The organism is Streptomyces prunicolor NBRC 13075, assembly GCF_000367365.1.
Lineage (GTDB): Bacteria > Actinomycetota > Actinomycetes > Streptomycetales > Streptomycetaceae > Streptomyces > Streptomyces prunicolor.
Window position 1 is genome coordinate 49,180 of record NZ_BARF01000097.1, and the last position, 17,102, is coordinate 66,281.

The 17,102-nt window shown below is 70.2% G+C and carries 14 protein-coding genes; 10 read left to right on the forward strand and 4 right to left on the reverse strand.

From position 1 onward, the window contains the following. Position 1 precedes the first annotated feature (1 nt). The 3 genes from SPR02S_RS40935 to SPR02S_RS40945 are packed head-to-tail and all read left to right on the forward strand — an operon-like array spanning position 2 to position 3,116. Positions 2-841 carry an alpha/beta fold hydrolase gene (locus tag SPR02S_RS40935; RefSeq protein ID WP_019062829.1) on the forward strand — a complete coding sequence of 280 codons (840 nt, stop codon included), beginning with the start codon at positions 2-4 and terminating at the stop codon, positions 839-841. Continuing rightward, complete coding sequence (locus tag SPR02S_RS40940; RefSeq protein WP_019062830.1) at positions 838-2,037, forward strand: glycosyltransferase; 1,200 nt, start codon at positions 838-840, stop codon at positions 2,035-2,037. Before SPR02S_RS40935 ends, SPR02S_RS40940 begins: the two co-directional genes overlap by 4 nt. Continuing rightward, on the forward strand, positions 2,034-3,116 hold the full coding sequence (locus tag SPR02S_RS40945) for a class I SAM-dependent methyltransferase (protein ID WP_019062831.1): 1,083 nt from the start codon (positions 2,034-2,036) through the stop codon (positions 3,114-3,116). The genes SPR02S_RS40940 and SPR02S_RS40945 overlap by 4 nt, the downstream gene beginning before the upstream one ends. A gap of 32 nt (positions 3,117-3,148) precedes the next feature. On the opposite strand, the gene SPR02S_RS40950 is transcribed toward SPR02S_RS40945, so the two are convergent. The 3 genes from SPR02S_RS40950 to SPR02S_RS40960 form a co-directional block, all read right to left on the reverse strand. Then, on the reverse strand, positions 3,149-3,745 hold the full coding sequence (locus SPR02S_RS40950; protein ID WP_019062832.1) for a P-loop nucleotide/nucleoside kinase family protein: 597 nt from the start codon (positions 3,743-3,745) through the stop codon (positions 3,149-3,151). Beyond that, positions 3,742-5,037 carry an MFS transporter gene (locus SPR02S_RS40955; protein WP_019062833.1) on the reverse strand — a complete coding sequence of 432 codons (1,296 nt, stop codon included), beginning with the start codon at positions 5,035-5,037 and terminating at the stop codon, positions 3,742-3,744. The genes SPR02S_RS40950 and SPR02S_RS40955 overlap by 4 nt, the downstream gene beginning before the upstream one ends. Before the next feature lie 111 nt (positions 5,038-5,148). After that, positions 5,149-5,796 (reverse strand): bifunctional 4-hydroxy-2-oxoglutarate aldolase/2-dehydro-3-deoxy-phosphogluconate aldolase, encoded by a 648-nt coding sequence (locus SPR02S_RS40960; RefSeq protein WP_019062834.1) that lies wholly within the window; start codon positions 5,794-5,796, stop codon positions 5,149-5,151. Between the two features lie 143 nt (positions 5,797-5,939). Between SPR02S_RS40960 and SPR02S_RS40965 the strand changes: the two genes are divergently transcribed. Next, complete coding sequence (locus SPR02S_RS40965; RefSeq protein WP_019062835.1) at positions 5,940-6,725, forward strand: DeoR/GlpR family DNA-binding transcription regulator; 786 nt, start codon at positions 5,940-5,942, stop codon at positions 6,723-6,725. Between the two features lie 208 nt (positions 6,726-6,933). Here the strand turns inward: SPR02S_RS40965 and SPR02S_RS40970 are convergent, their stop codons facing one another. Beyond that, entirely contained in the window at positions 6,934-7,698 is a 765-nt protein-coding gene (locus SPR02S_RS40970) for a sugar isomerase domain-containing protein (RefSeq protein ID WP_019062836.1), read from the reverse strand. A gap of 118 nt (positions 7,699-7,816) precedes the next feature. Between SPR02S_RS40970 and SPR02S_RS40975 the strand changes: the two genes are divergently transcribed. The 6 genes from SPR02S_RS40975 to SPR02S_RS41000 all read left to right on the forward strand — a co-directional run bounded on the left by SPR02S_RS40975 (position 7,817) and on the right by SPR02S_RS41000 (position 17,090). Continuing rightward, positions 7,817-8,701: a MurR/RpiR family transcriptional regulator gene (locus tag SPR02S_RS40975; protein WP_019062837.1), complete on the forward strand. Its 885-nt coding sequence runs from the start codon at positions 7,817-7,819 to the stop codon at positions 8,699-8,701. A 133-nt stretch (positions 8,702-8,834) separates the two neighbouring features. Continuing rightward, positions 8,835-13,067, forward strand: a complete 4,233-nt coding sequence (locus SPR02S_RS40980; RefSeq protein WP_019062838.1) for a glycoside hydrolase family 38 N-terminal domain-containing protein — start codon at positions 8,835-8,837, stop codon at positions 13,065-13,067. Further along, entirely contained in the window at positions 13,064-13,693 is a 630-nt protein-coding gene (locus tag SPR02S_RS40985) for a hypothetical protein (RefSeq protein WP_019062839.1), read from the forward strand. Before SPR02S_RS40980 ends, SPR02S_RS40985 begins: the two co-directional genes overlap by 4 nt. 129 nt (positions 13,694-13,822) lie before the next feature. Beyond that, positions 13,823-15,193, forward strand: coding sequence for an extracellular solute-binding protein (locus SPR02S_RS40990; protein ID WP_020684266.1), 1,371 nt, complete (start codon positions 13,823-13,825; stop codon positions 15,191-15,193). Next, complete coding sequence (locus tag SPR02S_RS40995) at positions 15,193-16,209, forward strand: carbohydrate ABC transporter permease (protein ID WP_019062841.1); 1,017 nt, start codon at positions 15,193-15,195, stop codon at positions 16,207-16,209. The genes SPR02S_RS40990 and SPR02S_RS40995 overlap by 1 nt, the downstream gene beginning before the upstream one ends. Next, positions 16,206-17,090, forward strand: a complete 885-nt coding sequence (locus SPR02S_RS41000; RefSeq protein ID WP_019062842.1) for a carbohydrate ABC transporter permease — start codon at positions 16,206-16,208, stop codon at positions 17,088-17,090. The genes SPR02S_RS40995 and SPR02S_RS41000 overlap by 4 nt, the downstream gene beginning before the upstream one ends. The last annotated feature ends 12 nt before the right edge of the window (positions 17,091-17,102 follow it).

The window sequence follows — 17,102 nt, forward strand, 5'->3', positions numbered from 1 at the left end:
CATGGCGATGGTAGACACCGGTCAACTCCGGTTGCACGTACAGCGGATGAGCCCGCCCGACGGTCGCCCGGTGACCGCCACGGCGGTGCTCGTGCACGGTCTGCTCACCGACAGCCTGGCCAGCTACTACTTCACGATCGCGCCGCCGTTCGCACTGGCCGGCGTCGATGTCGTCATGTACGACCTGCGCGGCCACGGCCGCAGCGGGCGCCCTGCCACCGGTTACACCCTGGACGACAACATCGACGACCTGGAGGCGCTGCTCGACCGCATCGAGGTGACTGGACCGGTCCATCTGGTCGGCAACTCCTACGGCGGGACAGTGGCGTTCGGCTACGCGGCCCGCCACCCCGAGCGGGCCGCCAGCGTCTCCCTCATCGAGTCGGAACCGGCGACCACCGCCTGGGCACCGAAACTCGGCGGCATCCTGGACCGTGTGCTGCACGAGCTGGCGCACAACGAGGACGACGCGATCGCCTGGATCAGCGCGAACCGCGGCCACAACACCGCGCGCCTCGCGAAGGGCGCCGCCCGGCTGGCCCGGGAGACCTCCCTCTCCCAAGACATTCCGGCCAGCAGTGTGTTGACGGAGGATCAGATCGGCGCGGTGCACTGCCCGGTACTCGGCATCTACGGCGGCGACTCTGACCTCGCCCTGCTCGCACCCTGGCTGGAGTCCGTACTCCCCGACTGCCGGACCGTCGTCGTCCCCGGCCACGAGCACTCCGTACTGGTCGAGGCGGCGGGCACGGTCGGCGGGCACATCCTCTCCTTGATCCAGGGGGCGAGGAGCCAGGAAACAAGTACGCCGGCGTCCGCACCAGCGGCGGCGGTCCGGTGAGCCGGTTCCTGTTCGTCGTCCCTCCGCTGATCGGCCACATCAACCCGGCGTCGGGCGTGGCGGCCGAACTGGCGTCGCGGGGACACGAGTTGGCGTGGGTCTGCCCCGACCCCGGTCTCGTGCGGCGGCTCGCGGGCGAGTCCGCGCGGGTGTTCCCGTGCGCCGGACCGGTACCGGGTGAGGGCGAAGGTGTACGCCCGCCCGACATCCGTGGCCCCGAGGCCCTGAAGTTCCTGTGGGAGGCCTTTCTCGCGCCGCTCGCCGAGCAGATGGCACCCGGAGTCGCCGCGGCCGTCGAGGAGTTCGGTCCGGACGCGGTCGTCGCCGACCAACAGGCCCTGGCCGGTGGCCTGGTGGCGGAGCGGCTGGGCGTGCCGTGGGCGACCTCGGCCACCACCTCCGCCGAGTTCACGGACGTACTGGCAGGGATGCCCAAAGTCGCCCTCTGGCTGGACGAGTTGCTGCACGGACTCCGCGCCGAGATCGGTGACCCGACAGGCACCGCCGACCCACGCTTCTCCCCGCACCTGGTGCTCGCGTTCAGCACCCCCGAACTCGTGGGCCCCGAAGCACGGCAGGGCGAGCAGATCCGCTGGGTCGGCCCGTCGATCGCGCCCCGCCCGGCCGCGCCGGACTTCCCCTGGGACTGGCTGGACCCGGCGCGTTCCCTGGTCCTGGTCAGCCTCGGCACGGCCAACACCGATGTGGGCGCCCGTTTCCTCACCGAGTGCGTGACGGCGCTGCGGGCGCGAACGGACCGCGTACAGGCGGTGATCGCGGACCCGGGCGGCGCGTTGGGCACGCCGGACGAACAGGACAAGGACCTCCTCGTCCTGCCCTCCATCCCCCAACTCCCGCTCCTCGAAAGGGCGGACGCGGTCGTCTCGCACGCCGGGCACAACACGGTCTGCGAGGCGCTGTGGCACGGCGTCCCCCTCGTCGTGGCGCCGATCCGCGACGACCAGCCGGTGATCGCCGGGCAGGTCACCGGCGCGGGCGCGGGCATCCGCGTCCGCTTCGGCCGGGTCACCGCACCGAAACTGGGCGCCGCGATCGACGCCGTCCTCCACGAACCCGACCACCGCGCCGCGGCCGGCCGCATCCGTACGGCGTTCCGCGCGGCCGGAGGCACCCGCGCGGCGGCGACCCATCTGGAGCTGCTGGCCACCGGCGCGTCCCTCAAGGAGACCCCGTGAGCAACGAGGACGACCCCAAGCCCCCGAGCCGCAATGACCAGGTGGCGGCCCTGCGCCCCACCTACCAGGCCGACCTGGCCGACGGCCTCGACCGCTTCTTCGAGCCCCGCCGCGAGACCTGCCCCTGGTGCGACTCGCCCCGTCTGAAGACCCGGCTGCGCACGAAGGACCTGATCCAGCACAAGCCGGGCACCTTCGTCCTGGACCGCTGCGAGGACTGCCGGCACACCTTCCAGAACCCCCGACTGAGCCCGGCGGGGCTGGAGTTCTACTACCGGGACTTCTACGACGGCCTGGGCGAGAAGCAGTTGGGCAACACGTTCGCGGCCCGTACGAAGATGTACGAGCAGCGCGCGGAGTCACTGCTCCCGCACTCGCCAACTCCCAAGAACTGGCTGGACGTTGGGACCGGCCACGGTCACTTCTGCGAGTCGGCCCGCACGGTGTATCCCGACACCACCTTCGACGGCCTCGACTTCACGGACGGCGCCGAACTCGCCGAGCAGGCGGGGCGGGTGGAGCGCGGCTATCGGGGCAGCTTCCCCGAGTTGGCCCCGGGACTGTCGGGCCACTACGACGTCGTCAGCATGTTCCACTACCTGGAGCACAGCACGGAGCCCGAGCGCGAACTGGCCGCCGCACACCAGGCCGTACGCCCCGGCGGCCACCTCCTGATCGAGGTCCCGGACCCCGACAGCCGCTACTCCCGCCTCCTCGGGCGCTGGTGGCTGCCGTGGCTCCAGCCGCAGCACCTGCACTTCATCCCGGTCGCGAACCTGCGCCGCCGCCTCACCGACCTGGGCTTCACGGTCGTAGCGGAACAGCACGCGGAGCCGCACGACCCGGTCGATCTCCTGGCCGGCACCTGGCTGGCCCTGGACACGGCCGCGCCCCGGGACAACCTGCCGTGGCTGCCGAAGCCGCCGTCAGGGCTGGCCCGTACGGGCCGCGCGGCGGTGCTGATCGCGGGGATTCCGGCGCTGCTCCTTGGAACGTTCCTGGACCGGTTCGTGGTGAAGCGGCTGTCGCATCGGCTGGGGGTGTCGAACGCCTACCGGCTGGTGGCGCGACGCGACTGAGCCCGGTCAGGGACGGGACTGAGCCTGCCTGGTCAGGGGCGCGGTCCGTCCAGTTCCGCCAGCACGCGGGCGACCGCGTCCGCCGTGACACCGTCGGCGCGGTTGTCGAACACCAGCCGCCGCCCGTCCGCCCATTGGCACTCGTTGGTCTCGGCCGCCTTCCAGAACGTGTCCCAGTCGGCGAGCTTGGACCGGTCCCGGGCGCAGCCCCGGGCCCGGACGCGTTCGCGGGCGGTGTCCTTGTCGACCTGCACCTGGACGACGACCAACTCGACGTCGGACGGCCAGTTGTGACGGTATGTCACTTCGGCGAGGTAGTCCGGCTGGGAGAAGTAGCGGCCGAACGGCGCGTCCAGGACGACCGGGCGGCCCACGCGCAGATTGTCGGCGGCCAGGTCGAGGATGGTCGCGTATTCGAGGTCCATCACCACGGACTGGTAGTACGGGTTGAGGTCCCGCTCGTTCCGGTCCGTGCCGGCGAGTTCGAGGAGCGCCTCGGTAAGGCGGGTGCAGGCGGTGTCCTTGTCGATGTACGCGGCGCCGCTCAGCTCGGCGATCAGCCGGGCCACGCCGGTCTTGCCCGACCCGGCGGGGCCGATCACGACGTGGACGCGTGGGGCGGTGCTCATGCGCGGCGGTCCTTCACGAAGAAGAGGTACGACATTCCGCCGAGCAGCAGGAGCGCTCCGCCGACGAGGAAGACGTACGTGTAGTTGTTGCCGGTCGCGTCCAGGATCGCACCGGTGACGATGGGGGCCATCGCGGCGCCGAGGAAGCCGCCGAAGTTTTGGATCGCTCCAAGCGAGGCCACCTGGTGCGACTCGGCGATGTCGGAGGCCAGCGTCCACAGGCAGCCCATCGGGACCTGGGCGGCGAAGTAGCCGAGGGAGAGCAGGGTGAGCGCGACCGGCGTGCTGTGGACGTACGCCACGGGCAGGACCGCGGCTGCCGCCAGCACGGCACCGCCGACGATCGGGACCTTGCGGGAGACGACCGCGGAGTGTCCCCGGCGGATCAGCCGGCCGGAGAGCCAGCCGCCGAAGAGGACGCCGAGGATGCCGCAGAGGTAGGGCAGGGAGGACAGCCAGCCGGTCTCGGAGAGGCTGAGGCCGCGGGAGGTCTGGAGGTAGCTGGGCAGCCAGGTCAGGTAGACCCACACGGTGTAGAAGATGCCGAAGGCGCCGAGGATCATGAAGTAGGTGTTGCGCTGGCGGAACAGCGCTCCCCAACTGGCGGGCTTCGCCTGCTCGTTCGCGCGGGCCTCCGCCAACTCCTCGCCCCGGATGATCGCTTGCTCGCGCAGGGTGGGGTCCCGGTACACGCGCAGCCAGACCAGCATGACGAGGATGCCGAGCGCGCCCACGGCCACGAACATGCCGCGCCAACCGACCGTCAGGAGAAGGCCGGTGAGGATCGGCGGGGCGATGGCGTTGGCGATCTGCGAACCGGTGTTGACGATCGAGATCGGCAGCGCGCGCTCGTCCTTGTTGAACCAGCGCTCGTTGACCTTGAGGCTCGCCGTGAAGAACGGGGACTCGGCCACCCCGAGGGCGACCCGGGCGGCGTAGAGGACGCCGAAGGAGTGTGCGGCGGCCGTGACCATCGTCATCAGGGACCAGAGCCCGGCGGCCCAGGCGTACATCCGCTTGGGGCCGAAGCGGTCGACAAGGTAGCCGGCGGGGAGGTTGGCGATGGCGTACGGCCAGGAGAAGGCGGCGAGCAGTACGCCCATCTCCGTCGCGTTGAGGCCGAATTCACCGGCGATGGTCGTGTTGGCGACGCTCAGCGTGGCGCGGTCGAGGTAGTTGACGACCCCGCCGATCACGAGGAGGGCGACCAGGACCCAGCGGATGCGGATCGAGGTCCGGCGGGCGGTGTCGCCCAGGTCGAGGGAGTCGGGGGTGAGGGACTGCTGAGCCATGGTGAGCTCCTCTTTGAACCACCGTGCGGGTGCTGGGGAGTTGGGGACGGGTGGTGCGGGGGGATGCGGAGGGTGTGAGCGGTGCGGGAACTGCCTTGCGGGAGCCGGGAGTTACGCCCGCGCTCCCTCGATGGCCCGCAGCATCGTCGTGGCGGCGTCCGTGACATGGCGGTAATTGCCGTCCGCGCGGGCCGCCTTGGTGACGAAGCTGCCGACGCCGACCGCGACGACTCCGGCGTCGAACCATTCCTTGACGTTGTCGGCGGTGACGCCGCCCGCGGGCATGAGCGGGGCCTGCGGGAGCGGGGCGCGGACCGTGCGGACGTAGGCCGGGCCGCCGAACTCGGCGGGGAAGAGCTTCACTATGTCGGCGCCGGCCTGCATGGTGTCGACGATCTCGGTCGGCGTGAAGGCGCCGCTGACCGTGACGGCCTGGTAGCGGTTGGCGGTGGTCAGCATCGCCGGGTTGAGGTTGGGGCTGACCAGCAGACGGGCGCCGGCCGAGAGGCACTCGTACGCGGAGTGCTCGTCCAGGACCGTGCCGGCGCCGATGAGGATGCCGTCGTCGCCGTAGCGCTCGGAGAGCTTGTTGATGACGTCCAGCGCGCCGGGCACGGAGAGGGTGATCTCCAGGGCCCGGACGCCGCCCTCGATCGCCGCTTCCGAGACGGCGAGGGCTTCCTCGGCGCTCTCCAGGCGGACGATGAGCAGGGCGCCCGAGCCGGTGATTGATTCCAGGGCGTTAAACTTTGTTACCATGGGAGCACACGTTAGAACATGAATTCACACGTTGTCACGCCCCTTCTCACACGAAGTTAGGCTGACCCCGGCGAACCGCCGCACCACCCACCGGTCCAGTCACCGGTGCACCCACCGCTCGACCCCGGCTTCGAGGAGACGCATTGAGCAGGGCACCCCTGATCCCCGAGCAACGCCATCAGGAGCTGTTGCGGCTGCTGAGGGGCAGCGGGGTGCTGAGCATCCACGACCTGACCGCGGCGCTGAACGTCTCGCACATGACCGTGCGCCGGGACATCACCGCGCTGGAGAAGAGCGGTCAGGTGGTCTCGGTGCAGGGCGGGGTACGGCTCGCGGACTGGACCGGGCATGTGCCGCCCCGCGAGCGGGCCTCACGCGCGGCGCTGGAGATGCCCCGCAAGCAGGCCATCGCCCAGCGGGCCGCCGAGCTCGTCGAGGACGGCATGACGGTGTTCCTCGACGCGGGGACGACCTGTCAGTCGGTCGTGCCGTTCCTGGTCGGCCGCAAGGACCTCACCGTCGTCACCAACGACTTCCACGCCGTCCTCGCCCTGTGCGAACTGCCGTCCGTGCAGACGGTCCACACCGGTGGCGAGGTCGATGTGTCGAGCGGTTCGAGCAGCGGGCCCCTGGCTGCCAGGACGGTCGGAGCGCTGAACCTCGACCTCGCCTTCCTCAGCGCCGGTTCCTGGGACCTGGCCCACGGCATCACGAGCTTCTCGATGGACAAGGTGCTGCTCAAGCAGGCGGTGATGGAGGCGGCCGGCTCGGTCGCGCTGCTCGCCGACAGCACGAAGTGGGGCACGGTGGAACGGTTCAACGTGACGAAGCTGGACCGGCTCGACACCGTCGTGACCGACGACGGCCTGCCGTCCGCCGTGATCGACCGCATCGCGGAGGAGGGCCCGACGGTGCTCCGTACGGGCTGAGTGAGTACTGGGTGAGTACTGGCCGAGTACCGGCTAACCCCCATTGAATGATGCATTCACCGCGTCTAGCATCACTCGGTGATTCCAGCAATTCCCGTCTGACTCTCGCGAGGTACAGCGCGCGTGACGACGAGCGGCCGCGGCCCGGTTCCGGGGGCTCCGGCCGCTCGTCTCCACTGCACCTCTACGACGGCACCTCTACGACAACTCAGCTCGCGGTACGGCGAATTCGCCCCTCGTACCGCTTCTCCAGCTCCAGGTTGCCCTCGAAGCCGCCGGGCACATTGGCCGAGACGTACACCGGCGGGCGCTCCCCCGAGGCGAGCAACTGCGCCGCCGCCTCCGCGACCGAGAGCTGCACGAGCATCGCGCCGGTGAGCGTGGACAGGGCGCAAACGGCACCGCCCGCGGGGAGTTCGAGGAGTGCGTCGCCGCGCGGGGCCGCGTTGTCGAGGACGACGTCGGCGAGGTCGACGAGTTTCTTGCCGCTCGGGTGACCGGCCGGAACGGCGCGGGTGTGGGCGAGCGAGGTGATGGCCAGAAGCCGGTGCCCGCGCTCCTTCACGCGCAGGGCCATCTCCACGATCACCTTGTTCACACCGGAGTTGGAGATGATGACGAAGAGATCCTCGGGGCGGGGCGCCGCGAGGTCGTAGAGGCGCTCGGCGACCCCGGCCTGCCGCTCAAGGAGCGGGTCGTCGAGGACGCTCGGGGCGTCACCGCCGTAGAGGACGAGGTCGGCGATGCTCAGGCGGTTGGTGGGCACCAAACCCCCGGCTCTGCCCGCGAGTTCGAGGACCATGGCCTGGGAGTGGCCGGTGCCGAAGGCCTGGATGACGCCGTCCGTGCGGACGCAGTCCGCGATCAGTTCGGCGGCTCTCGACACGGTGTCCCGGCTGGACTCGGTGATGTGCTGGAGGACGGCCAGGCTCTCGCGCGCGAAGGTCTCGGCGCTTACGGACTCGGCGGACACGCGATTCTCCCCACCGGTGGATCAAACCACCTATTCCTTCTAGATCAATGAATCAATAAATCACATGCGGTCCTGGTATTCAATCGATGGCCTCTGGGGTGGCTGATACCTTCTCCACATGCCCCCGACAGACGTCACCACCCTGATCCGCACCGAGCTGCCCCGGCTGGCCGGCTCACTGCGGAAGGTCGGCGAGCTGATCCTGGAGGATCCGGCCGCCGTCACCCACTGCTCGGCCGCCGAGTTGGGCCGCCGCACCGGCACTTCACAGGCCACGGTGACCCGGTTCTGCCGGGCGGTCGGTCTCGACTCGTACCAGCATCTGCTGATCGAGCTGGCCCAGGAGCGCGGTCGCGGCGAGGTCTCCGACTGGGGCACCGCCGAGATCGGCCCGGACATCTCCCCGGACGACGATCTCGAACGGGTCGTGCAGGTCGTGGGCAGCGCGGACCTCCGCGCGGTGCAGCAGACCATCGACCGGATCGACCTCGACGCGGTGGAGCGCGCGGCCACGGCCGCCGCCCGCGCCCGGCGGATCGACGTCTACGGCATCGGCGGCAGCGGGGCGGTCGCCCAGGAGACCGAGACCCGGCTGTTCCGCATCGGCTGCGCGGTGCGCGGCTGGACCGAGGTGCACGCCGCCACCACCTCCGCCGCCCTGCTCACCCCGGCGGACGTGGCCATCGGCATCTCCCACTCCGGCTCGACCCGCGAGACCATCGAGCCCTTCGAACTCGCCAAGGAGCGCGGCGCGACCACGATCGCCCTGACCTCCGACCCGCGGTCCGCGCTCGCCCGCACCGCCGACATCCGGCTGATCTCCTCGTCCTCGGCGACGAGTTTCCCCACCGGCATCATCGGCGCCCGCCACTCCGTCCTGGTCCTCATCGACTGCCTCTACGTCCGCATCGCGCAGCTCTCCTACCAGCGCGCGAGCGCCTCCCTGGCCCTCACCGACCACATCGCCGGGGAGCACACGGTGAAGTCCCGCCGGGGCCGGTGATCCCAGCCGAGACCCGGCCGTGATCTCGGCCGAGTCTGCATGGATGAACCACCGAAGTTACGCGGAGATGGTTGTTTGAATCATCTTCGCGGTGTCAGGATGGGCGCTCCGCCGAGCCTCTGGTAGGAGACCCATGCGCGTCACCGCTGCCCTGTCGACCGAGTTGTTCGTCGGCACCGCCGAGCATCCGCTCCAGGTCGTGGCCGCCGAACTCACGCATGCCCCCGGCCGGCCGGTCCGCCTCACGGTCGAGGGCCCCGGTGTGCACGGCAGCGCGGAGACGGTCGTGGGCGAGGACGGCACCGTGCGCGCCGAGATACCGGTGGCCTCGGACCTCGCGCCCGGCGAGCGGTGCGCGATCGCGGTGACGGCGGCCGACGGCGACCAACTGGCCACGCTCACCGCCGAGTTCACGGCCGCCGAACCCGGCTGGACCATGTTCATGGTCAGCCACTTCCACTACGACCCCGTCTGGTGGAACACCCAGGGCGCCTACACCGAGACCTGGGACGTCGCCGACGACCCCGGCTCCACCGGTCTCCCGGCCCGCACCTTCGACTCCCGCGGCCAGTCCGGCATGAGCCTGGTCCGCGCCCACTGCGACCTGGCCCGCCGCGACCCGGCGTACACCTTCGTGCTGGCCGAGGTCGACTACCTCAAGCCGTACTGGGACGCCTACCCGGAGGAACGCGGCTTCCTCCGCGAGCTGATCCGCACCGGCCGGGTCGAGATCATGGGCGGCACGTACAACGAGCCCAACACCAACCTCACCGGCGCCGAGGCGACCGTACGCAACGCCCTGTACGGGGACGGCTTCCAGCGCGGCATCCTGGGCGCGACCCCCGAAACCGCTTGGCAACTCGACGCGTTCGGGCACGACCCGCAGTTCCCCGGGCTCATGGCGGACGCGGGGGTCACCTCCAGCTCCTGGGCGCGTGGACCGTTCCACCAATGGGGCCCGACCCTGTCCGTGTTCGGCGAGGAGCCGCGCGACCCCCAACGCATGCAGTTCCCGGCCGAGTTCAGCTGGATCGCCCCCTCCGGCCGCGGGCTCCTCACCGCCTACATGGTCAACCACTACGGCGCCGGCTGGGCGATCGACAACGCGCCCACGCTCCCCGAGGCCGAGGCAGCAGCACTGAAGCTCTTCCGGGGCCTGAAGAAGGTCGCGCTCACCCGCAACGTGCTGCTCCCGGTCGGCGGGGACTACGCGCCCCCGTGCCGCTGGGTGATGGACATCCACCGGGACTGGAACGCCCGTTACGTCTGGCCGCGCTTCGTCAGCGCGATCCCCCGGGACTTCTTCGCCGCCGTCCGCGCCGAGTTGGCCGAGGAGGGCCGCAAAGCGTCCCCACAGACCCGGGACATGAACCCGATCTACACCGGCAAGGACGTCTCCTACATCGACACCAAGCAGGCCCAGCGCTACGGCGAGACGCTCCTCGCCGACGCCGAGGCCTGGGCCACGCTCGCCTCGCTGGTCGCCCAACACCCGTACCCGGACGCGGCGTTGGACAAAGCCTGGCGGCAGCTGATCTACGGCGCCCACCACGACGCCATCACCGGCTCCGAGTCGGACCAGGTGTACATCGACCTGATGACCGGCTGGCGCGAGCTGTACGACCTGGCCGAGACGGCGCACGCCGACGCGACGGACGCCCTGGCCGGAAAGGTGGCCCAACTACCGGGCGGCACCGACGACTTGGTCGTGTTCAACGCGGCGACCTGGGAGCGCCGGGACGTCCTGACGGTCGCCGACCCCGGCCGCGTCCCGCTGGACGACACCGGCCTGCCCCTGCCTGCCGTACGCGAGGGCGACCAACTCCGCGTCGTCGTACCGGACGTACCCGGCATGGGCCTCAAGGCCCTCCCGCTCGCCGAGGGTTCGGTACCCGAGTGGACGAGCGGCGAAGGCCTCACCATCCGCAACGAGTTCTACGAGCTGACGGTCGACCCCGCGCGCGGCGGCGGTGTCAGCAGCCTGCGCGAACTGGCCCAGGACGGCCGGGAGTTGCTGCGCACCGGTGACATCGGCAACGAACTCGTCGTACAGGAGGAGTACGCGCGGCACCCGCGGTTCGGTGAGGGGCCGTGGCATCTCACGCCGACCGGGACCACCGCCGCACGCAGCCGGGACGTCCTCGCCGAGGTCGAGGTCCAGCACTCCCCCGCCGGTTCACGGATCACCGTCACCGCCGACCTCGAACTGTTCCGGTACACACAGCGGTTGACGCTGTGGGCAGGAGTCCCGCGCCTCGATGTGACGACGACCATCGACGGTTACGACGGCGCCGACCGGCTGATCCGGGTGCGCTGGCCGTCCGACGTGACCGGTGGGCTGCCGGTGCACGAGGTGGCGGACGCGGTGATCGGGCGCGGGTTCGGGTTCGTGGAGGTGGACAGCGAGGAGTTCCCGTGGACGCTCGACAACCCGGCGAACACCTGGTTCGGACTGGGGTCCACCGCGCGGGTCGCGGTGCGGGACGAGGCGGGGCGGCTGCTCGGCCACCGGTCGATCGGCGTCGCCGAACTCGTCTACGCCGACTGGGACGAGGCCGGTGAACTCGGTGCCCCGCTCGCCGCCGCGCTGGTCCGCGTCGGGGTCACCGCGACCTCGACGATCGCCGGTGGCCCGCGCTACGGCGACCTCGAAGTCGACTCCAATCTCCCGGACTTCCGGATCGCCGTGGGCGCTCCCGAGCGCAACTCCGTGGTCGCCGAGGCCCTCGGCTGGGACCCGGCCGCCGGACGCGAACTACGCCGCCAACTGGCCGAGCGGGGCGCGGCGGCGGTGTGGGTCGCGCCGCGTGCCGGACTGCGGGAGGAGTGGGTGCCCGGGGCCGATCTGCGCGACCTCGAACGGCTGCCGCTGCTAGTCGTGGCGGGTGCCCGCCCCGAGGACGACGCCAAGGCGGTGGACGCGCTGATCGCCGACCTCGACGACGCGGTCCTCACGGCCACGGCGGCGGGCGGCTGCGAGGCGCTGCCGCCGGGCGACGCCTGGGACGGCCGCAGCTTCGCCGTGCTCAACCGGGGCACGCCCGGCTGTGTCGTCACCTCCTCCGGCGACCTCTACATGTCCCTCATGCGCTCCTGCACCGGCTGGCCCTCCGGCATCTGGGTCGACCCGCCCCGCCGCACCGCACCCGACGGCTCCGCCTTCCAACTCCAGCGCTGGACCCACGAGTTCGAGTACGCGGTGGTCGCGGGCGCGGGTGACTGGCGCGACGTCCGACTCCCGCAGGCCGGACATGAGTTCAACCACCCGCTGACGGCCCGCCTGCGAGCCTCCACCCAACAGGGCACCCTGCCAAGGAAGTTGGCCCTGCTCACCCTGGAACCGGCGGGCGAGGTCGTGCTCGACGCCCTCAAGCCGCTCGGCTCCCCGCTCGCCCGGGGCAGCGCGGTACCGGTCGACCCGGGGCGCGGTGTCGTCGTACGGCTCCACGAGGTGAACGGTCGGCCGGTGCGGGCCCGGATACGCGGCCCGCACGACTGGGCCGAGGGCGCCCGGGCCGACGTACTGGAGGCGCCCGGCGAGGAGTTGACCCCGGAGCGGGACGGCGGGCTGGCCCTCGACCTGACCGGTTTCGAGGTCGCGACGGTGCTGGCCACGCCCGGTACCGCCTCCGCATCCCCAACCGGCCCCGGAACAGCGGCACATGAGCCCGCCCAGCCCCTCCACACCCGCTACTGGCTCCACAACTCCGGTCCCGCGCCCCGGGGGAACATACCGGTGTCGGTGTACCTCTCCCCCGGCGCTCTCACCGTGTCGGGCCCCGTCACCGCGACGGTCCGGGTCGGCTCGGAACTCACCGACGCGCCGGTGTCGGGCACGGTCGGCTTCGAGGTACCGCCCGGCTGGACCGCCGAACCCGCCCAACTGCCGTACGCGTTGGGCCCCGGCGGGTTCACGCTGGCCGAGGTGACCGTGACGCCACCGCCACAGCCGGAGCCCGGCCGGCACTGGCTCGCGGCACGGTTGGAGTACGGCGGGCAGACGTACGAGGACACCGTGGCGCTGGATGTGGCGGACGGGCAGCACGGGCCAACGCTCGTGTCCGCACTGGGCGTTGAGCGGATCAGCGTGCGAACCGGCGAGCGCGTCCAGGTGCCCGCCACCGTCCGCAACACCACCCAGGGACCCATCAACGGCACCCTCTGGGCCGTCTCCTCTTGGGGCACCTGGGCCGGTGTCGAACCCGGCTGCCAGGGGTTCACGGTGGCCGGTGGCGCGGAGCAGGAGTGCGTGATCGAGGTGGACGGCTCGGCGGTGGAGCCGGGGTCGTACTGGCTGCTGGCGAAGGTCGCCTGGAACGGGTGTGTCGCCTACACGGAGGCCGTCGCGCTGGAGGTGACGCCATGACCGAGCACGCGGCCGTGGTGCGCGGCAGGACCGTTCCAAAGAGGCGGGTGGACGCGCTGCTGGCGGCCGTACCGGCCCGGGATCGGGAGAGCACCCGGCCAGAGGCGCTCGCGCGGGCCGAACGGCAGCGGCGACGCTGGGCGACGCAAGTGGTGGTCATCGACGAGCTGGCCCAACGGGCGTGTGTGGAGCGGGGGTTGAAACCTCCCGCCGAAGTGGCGCCGGATCAGGTGCTCGCCGTGGCCGAGACCGATGTCGCCGATCTCGGCAGTATCGTCGCGGCGGCCCTCGCGCACTCCCCGGCCGCCCGGCTGCTGCTGGCCGAGCTGGAGGGCGAGCAGGAGGTCACGGAGGCGGCCGTACGGGACTACTACGACCGGAACCGGGACCGCTTCCTCACCCCGGAGGCGCTACGGCGCGGCGCCGACCCGTTCGGCGGGGTGTCATCGGAGGACTTCGTGCCGTACGAGCAGGCACGCGAGGGTGTCGGGCGCGAGTTGCGGCGGGCCGCGGGGCGGCGGGCCTTCTTCGGCTGGTTGGACCGGGCCAAGGCCGGAGTTGAGTACGCGGCCGGTCATGAGCACCCCGGCGATCCGGCGCATCCGGACCACGAGCATCGGCACTGATCACTCCCGGAACCTAAAAGCAACACGAGAACCCATTGACCTCCGATGAATTCTGGTCCACCTTTTCATCAATCGGGGTCGAAGTTGGTTAATTGAACCAGCGGTTGGCTGGTGCTCAGGAGGGCAGCGATGCGCACAGGAAGACTGACCGGATCGATGGTGGGGATCGTCGTCCTGACCCTGACGGCCGCCGGCTGCGGGCTGTCCGGCAGTTCGGGCGACAGCGACTCCACCGCGGGCGGCTGCAAGGTCGACAAGGGCAATGTGGGGTCCGGGAAGCTCACCGGTGAGGTGAAGGGCAACATCACCTTCCAGACCACCAACTTGAAGAAGGACTTCGGGACGTTCTTCAACGGGGTCATCAAGTCCTTCGAGAAGGCGCACCCCGGTACGTCGGTGAAGTGGATCGACGATCCGGGCGACGCGACGTTCGGACAGCGCACGGTCGCCGACGCCCAGGCCTGCACCCTGCCCGACGTGCTCAACGTCGACTCCCCGACCGCGACCGCCCTCACGAAGGCCGGCTACCTGCTCAACCTGGGCGTCAAGGACCCGGACGCCGCCAAGCCGTTCGTCCCCGCGTTCTGGAAGTCCAGCACCATGAAGGACTCCTCGGGCACCTTGGTGCACAGCGTGCTGCCCTGGTACACCGGTGGCGTCCTCCTGACGTACAACACCGACCTGCTGAAGAAGGCGGGGATCGACCCGGCGAAGCCGCCGACAACGATGTTCGGGCTGTTCGCCGACTACGAGAAGATCGCCAAGAAGGCCGACGGCAAGTACTTCGCGACCATGGCCAACCCGGTCTGGCGGATCCCGGCCGACTGGGACCAGATGAACATCAAGACGCTGTCGGCGGACGGCAAGTCGGCGGTCTTCGCCGACGATCCCAGGACCGCCCAGTGGGTCGCGTGGATGGCGAAGCTGTACAAGGAAGGCGCGATGCCGAAGGACTCGCTGTCGTCCAACAGCGACCCCTCCACGCTCTACAGCCAGGGCAAGGTCGCCTACGGTTCGACGAACCCGAGCTTCGTGCGCTTCGTGAAGCAGAACAGTCCCTCGATCTACGCCAAGACAGCCGTCGGCCAGCAGCCCTTCGACGCGCTCGGCCACACCACGGCCGCCCCGCAGTACATAGCGGCCGCCGCGACCAGCAAGAACGCCCCCACGGCACTGGCGTTCGCGGAGTTCCTCACCAACGCCGAGAACCAGACGGCCTGGTGCAAGGACCCGAGTGTGGTGATCTTCCCGACGACCTCTGCCTCACTGGACGACCCGTTCTTCCAGAAGACCACCGGTGACGACCCGTTCTCCCAGGCCCGCAAGCTCGTCGCCGAGCAGCTCAAGACGGCGACCGCCTACCAGACCAACATCTCCACGGCTGTGCAGAACGCCATCGTGGGTCAGGTGCAGCTGGCCATGCAGGGCAAGAAGAGCCCGGCGCAGGCCGTGAAGGACGCCCAGGCGAAGGCCAACGAGCTGCTGAAGCAGGCTGGTTGATGGTGGCGACGCAGACCGCGAAGCCGGTGACCGTGCCCGGTGCGGAGGCCGTCGCCTCCGCACCGGGCGCGTCCCGCATACGTAAGCTCGCCAGGGCCGTCCTCCCCGGTCCCGCCCCCGGTGCCAACGGGGCGGCGCTGTACCGCCGTTGGTGGCTGCCCTGGCTTTGGACCGCTCCAGCGATCGTCTGCGCGGCGGTGTTCGGGGTGTTCCCGTTCCTCAACACACTGCTGCTGTCGTTCACGAACGCCAAGCCGCTCGGCGGCGCCGCGAGCTTCGTCGGGTTCTCCAACTACACCCGGATGCTGGGTGATGCGGACTTCTGGCTGGCGACCCGCAACAGCGTCCTGTACGCCGTGATCGTCGTCCCGCTCATGGTGCTGCTGCCACTCCTGCTCGCCGTCCTGGTGGAGAAGAACCTCCCCGGCATCGGCTTCTTCCGCTCGGCCTTCTACACGCCGGTGCTCGCCTCCAGCGTGGTGGTCGGCCTGAGCTGGCAGTGGCTGCTCGCGGACGACGGACTGGTCAACACCTGGCTGGAGAAAGCCCACTTGATCCGGTCGGCGATCCCCTTCCTCTCCGACTCGTGGCTGATCCTGCTGTCGGCGATGGGTCTGACCCTGTGGAAGGGCCTCGGCTGGTACATGGTCTTCTACCTGGCCGCCCTCGGGAACGTTCCAAAAGAACTGCACGAGGCCGCCTCCATGGACGGTGCCGGAGCCGCCCGCCGCTTCTGGCACATCACCGTGCCCGGTGTACGGCAGGCGATGATGCTGGTCGGCACCCTCACCGGCATCGGTTCGCTGCGCGTGTTCACCGAGATCTACATGCTCGGCAGCTCCACCGGCGGCCCCGGCGGCGCCGACCGCACGCTGCCCTTCTACATCCGGGACGTCGGCCTGGACCCCATCACCGGAAACGCCGGTTACGGCTCGGCGGTGAGCGTGGCGCTGTTCGTCCTGACCCTGGGCCTGACCCTGCTGGCGCAGCGCCTCACGAAGGAGGACGAGTCATGACGACGACCGCCGTGCGGCCCAAGTCCCGGCGCCTGACGCCCCGTTGGCGCGACTACGGCCGCCCCCGCGAACTCCTCGTCCGCTACCTGCTGTTGCTCCTCGTCCTGGGCCTCACGGTCGGCCCCCTGATCTGGCAGCTCCTGGCCTCCCTCAAGGGCACCGGCGAGGACGTCTTCGGCGCGAACGCCTCCCTGCTGCCCCACCACCCGACCCTGCACGCCTACCGCGAGGTCTTCAGCCAGGTCCCGGTGGTGACGTACATCAGGAACAGCCTGATCGTCGTACTCCTGTCGGTCGGCAGCCAGTTGCTGTTCTCCACCACCGCCGGCTACATGCTCTCCAAGCCCGCCTGGAAGGGCCGCAGAGCGGTCTGGATCCTCCTGATCGCCTCCATGATGTTCCCCTTCGAGTCGATCATGGTGTCGCTGTTCCTGAGCATCCGCGACCTCGGCCTGGTCGACAGCGTGGTGGGCGTGTGGCTGCCCGGCTTCGTCGGCGCGATCAACGTCCTGCTGATGCGCGGCGCGTTCCTGGCCGTCCCGCGCGAGATCGAGGACTCCGGGATGCTGGACGGCGCGAGCGAGTGGCAGCGCTTCCGCTACCTCTACCTCCCGTCCGCGTGGGGCGCGATCATGGTGGTCACCATCAACACCTTCATCAGCGCCTGGGACGACTTCCTCTGGCCCCTGATCGTGCTCCGCTCCGAGGACCACATGACGCTGACACTGGGCCTGTCCCGACTGCAGAGCTCGTCGTTCGGCTACGACCAGCGCGTGGTGATGGCCGGTTCGGTGATCTCCGTGATCCCGGTGCTCGTGCTGTTCGTCATCACCCAACGCTGGTTCTACAAGGGCGTTTCGGCCGGAGCCGTCAAACTCTGAGCCGTCAAGCTC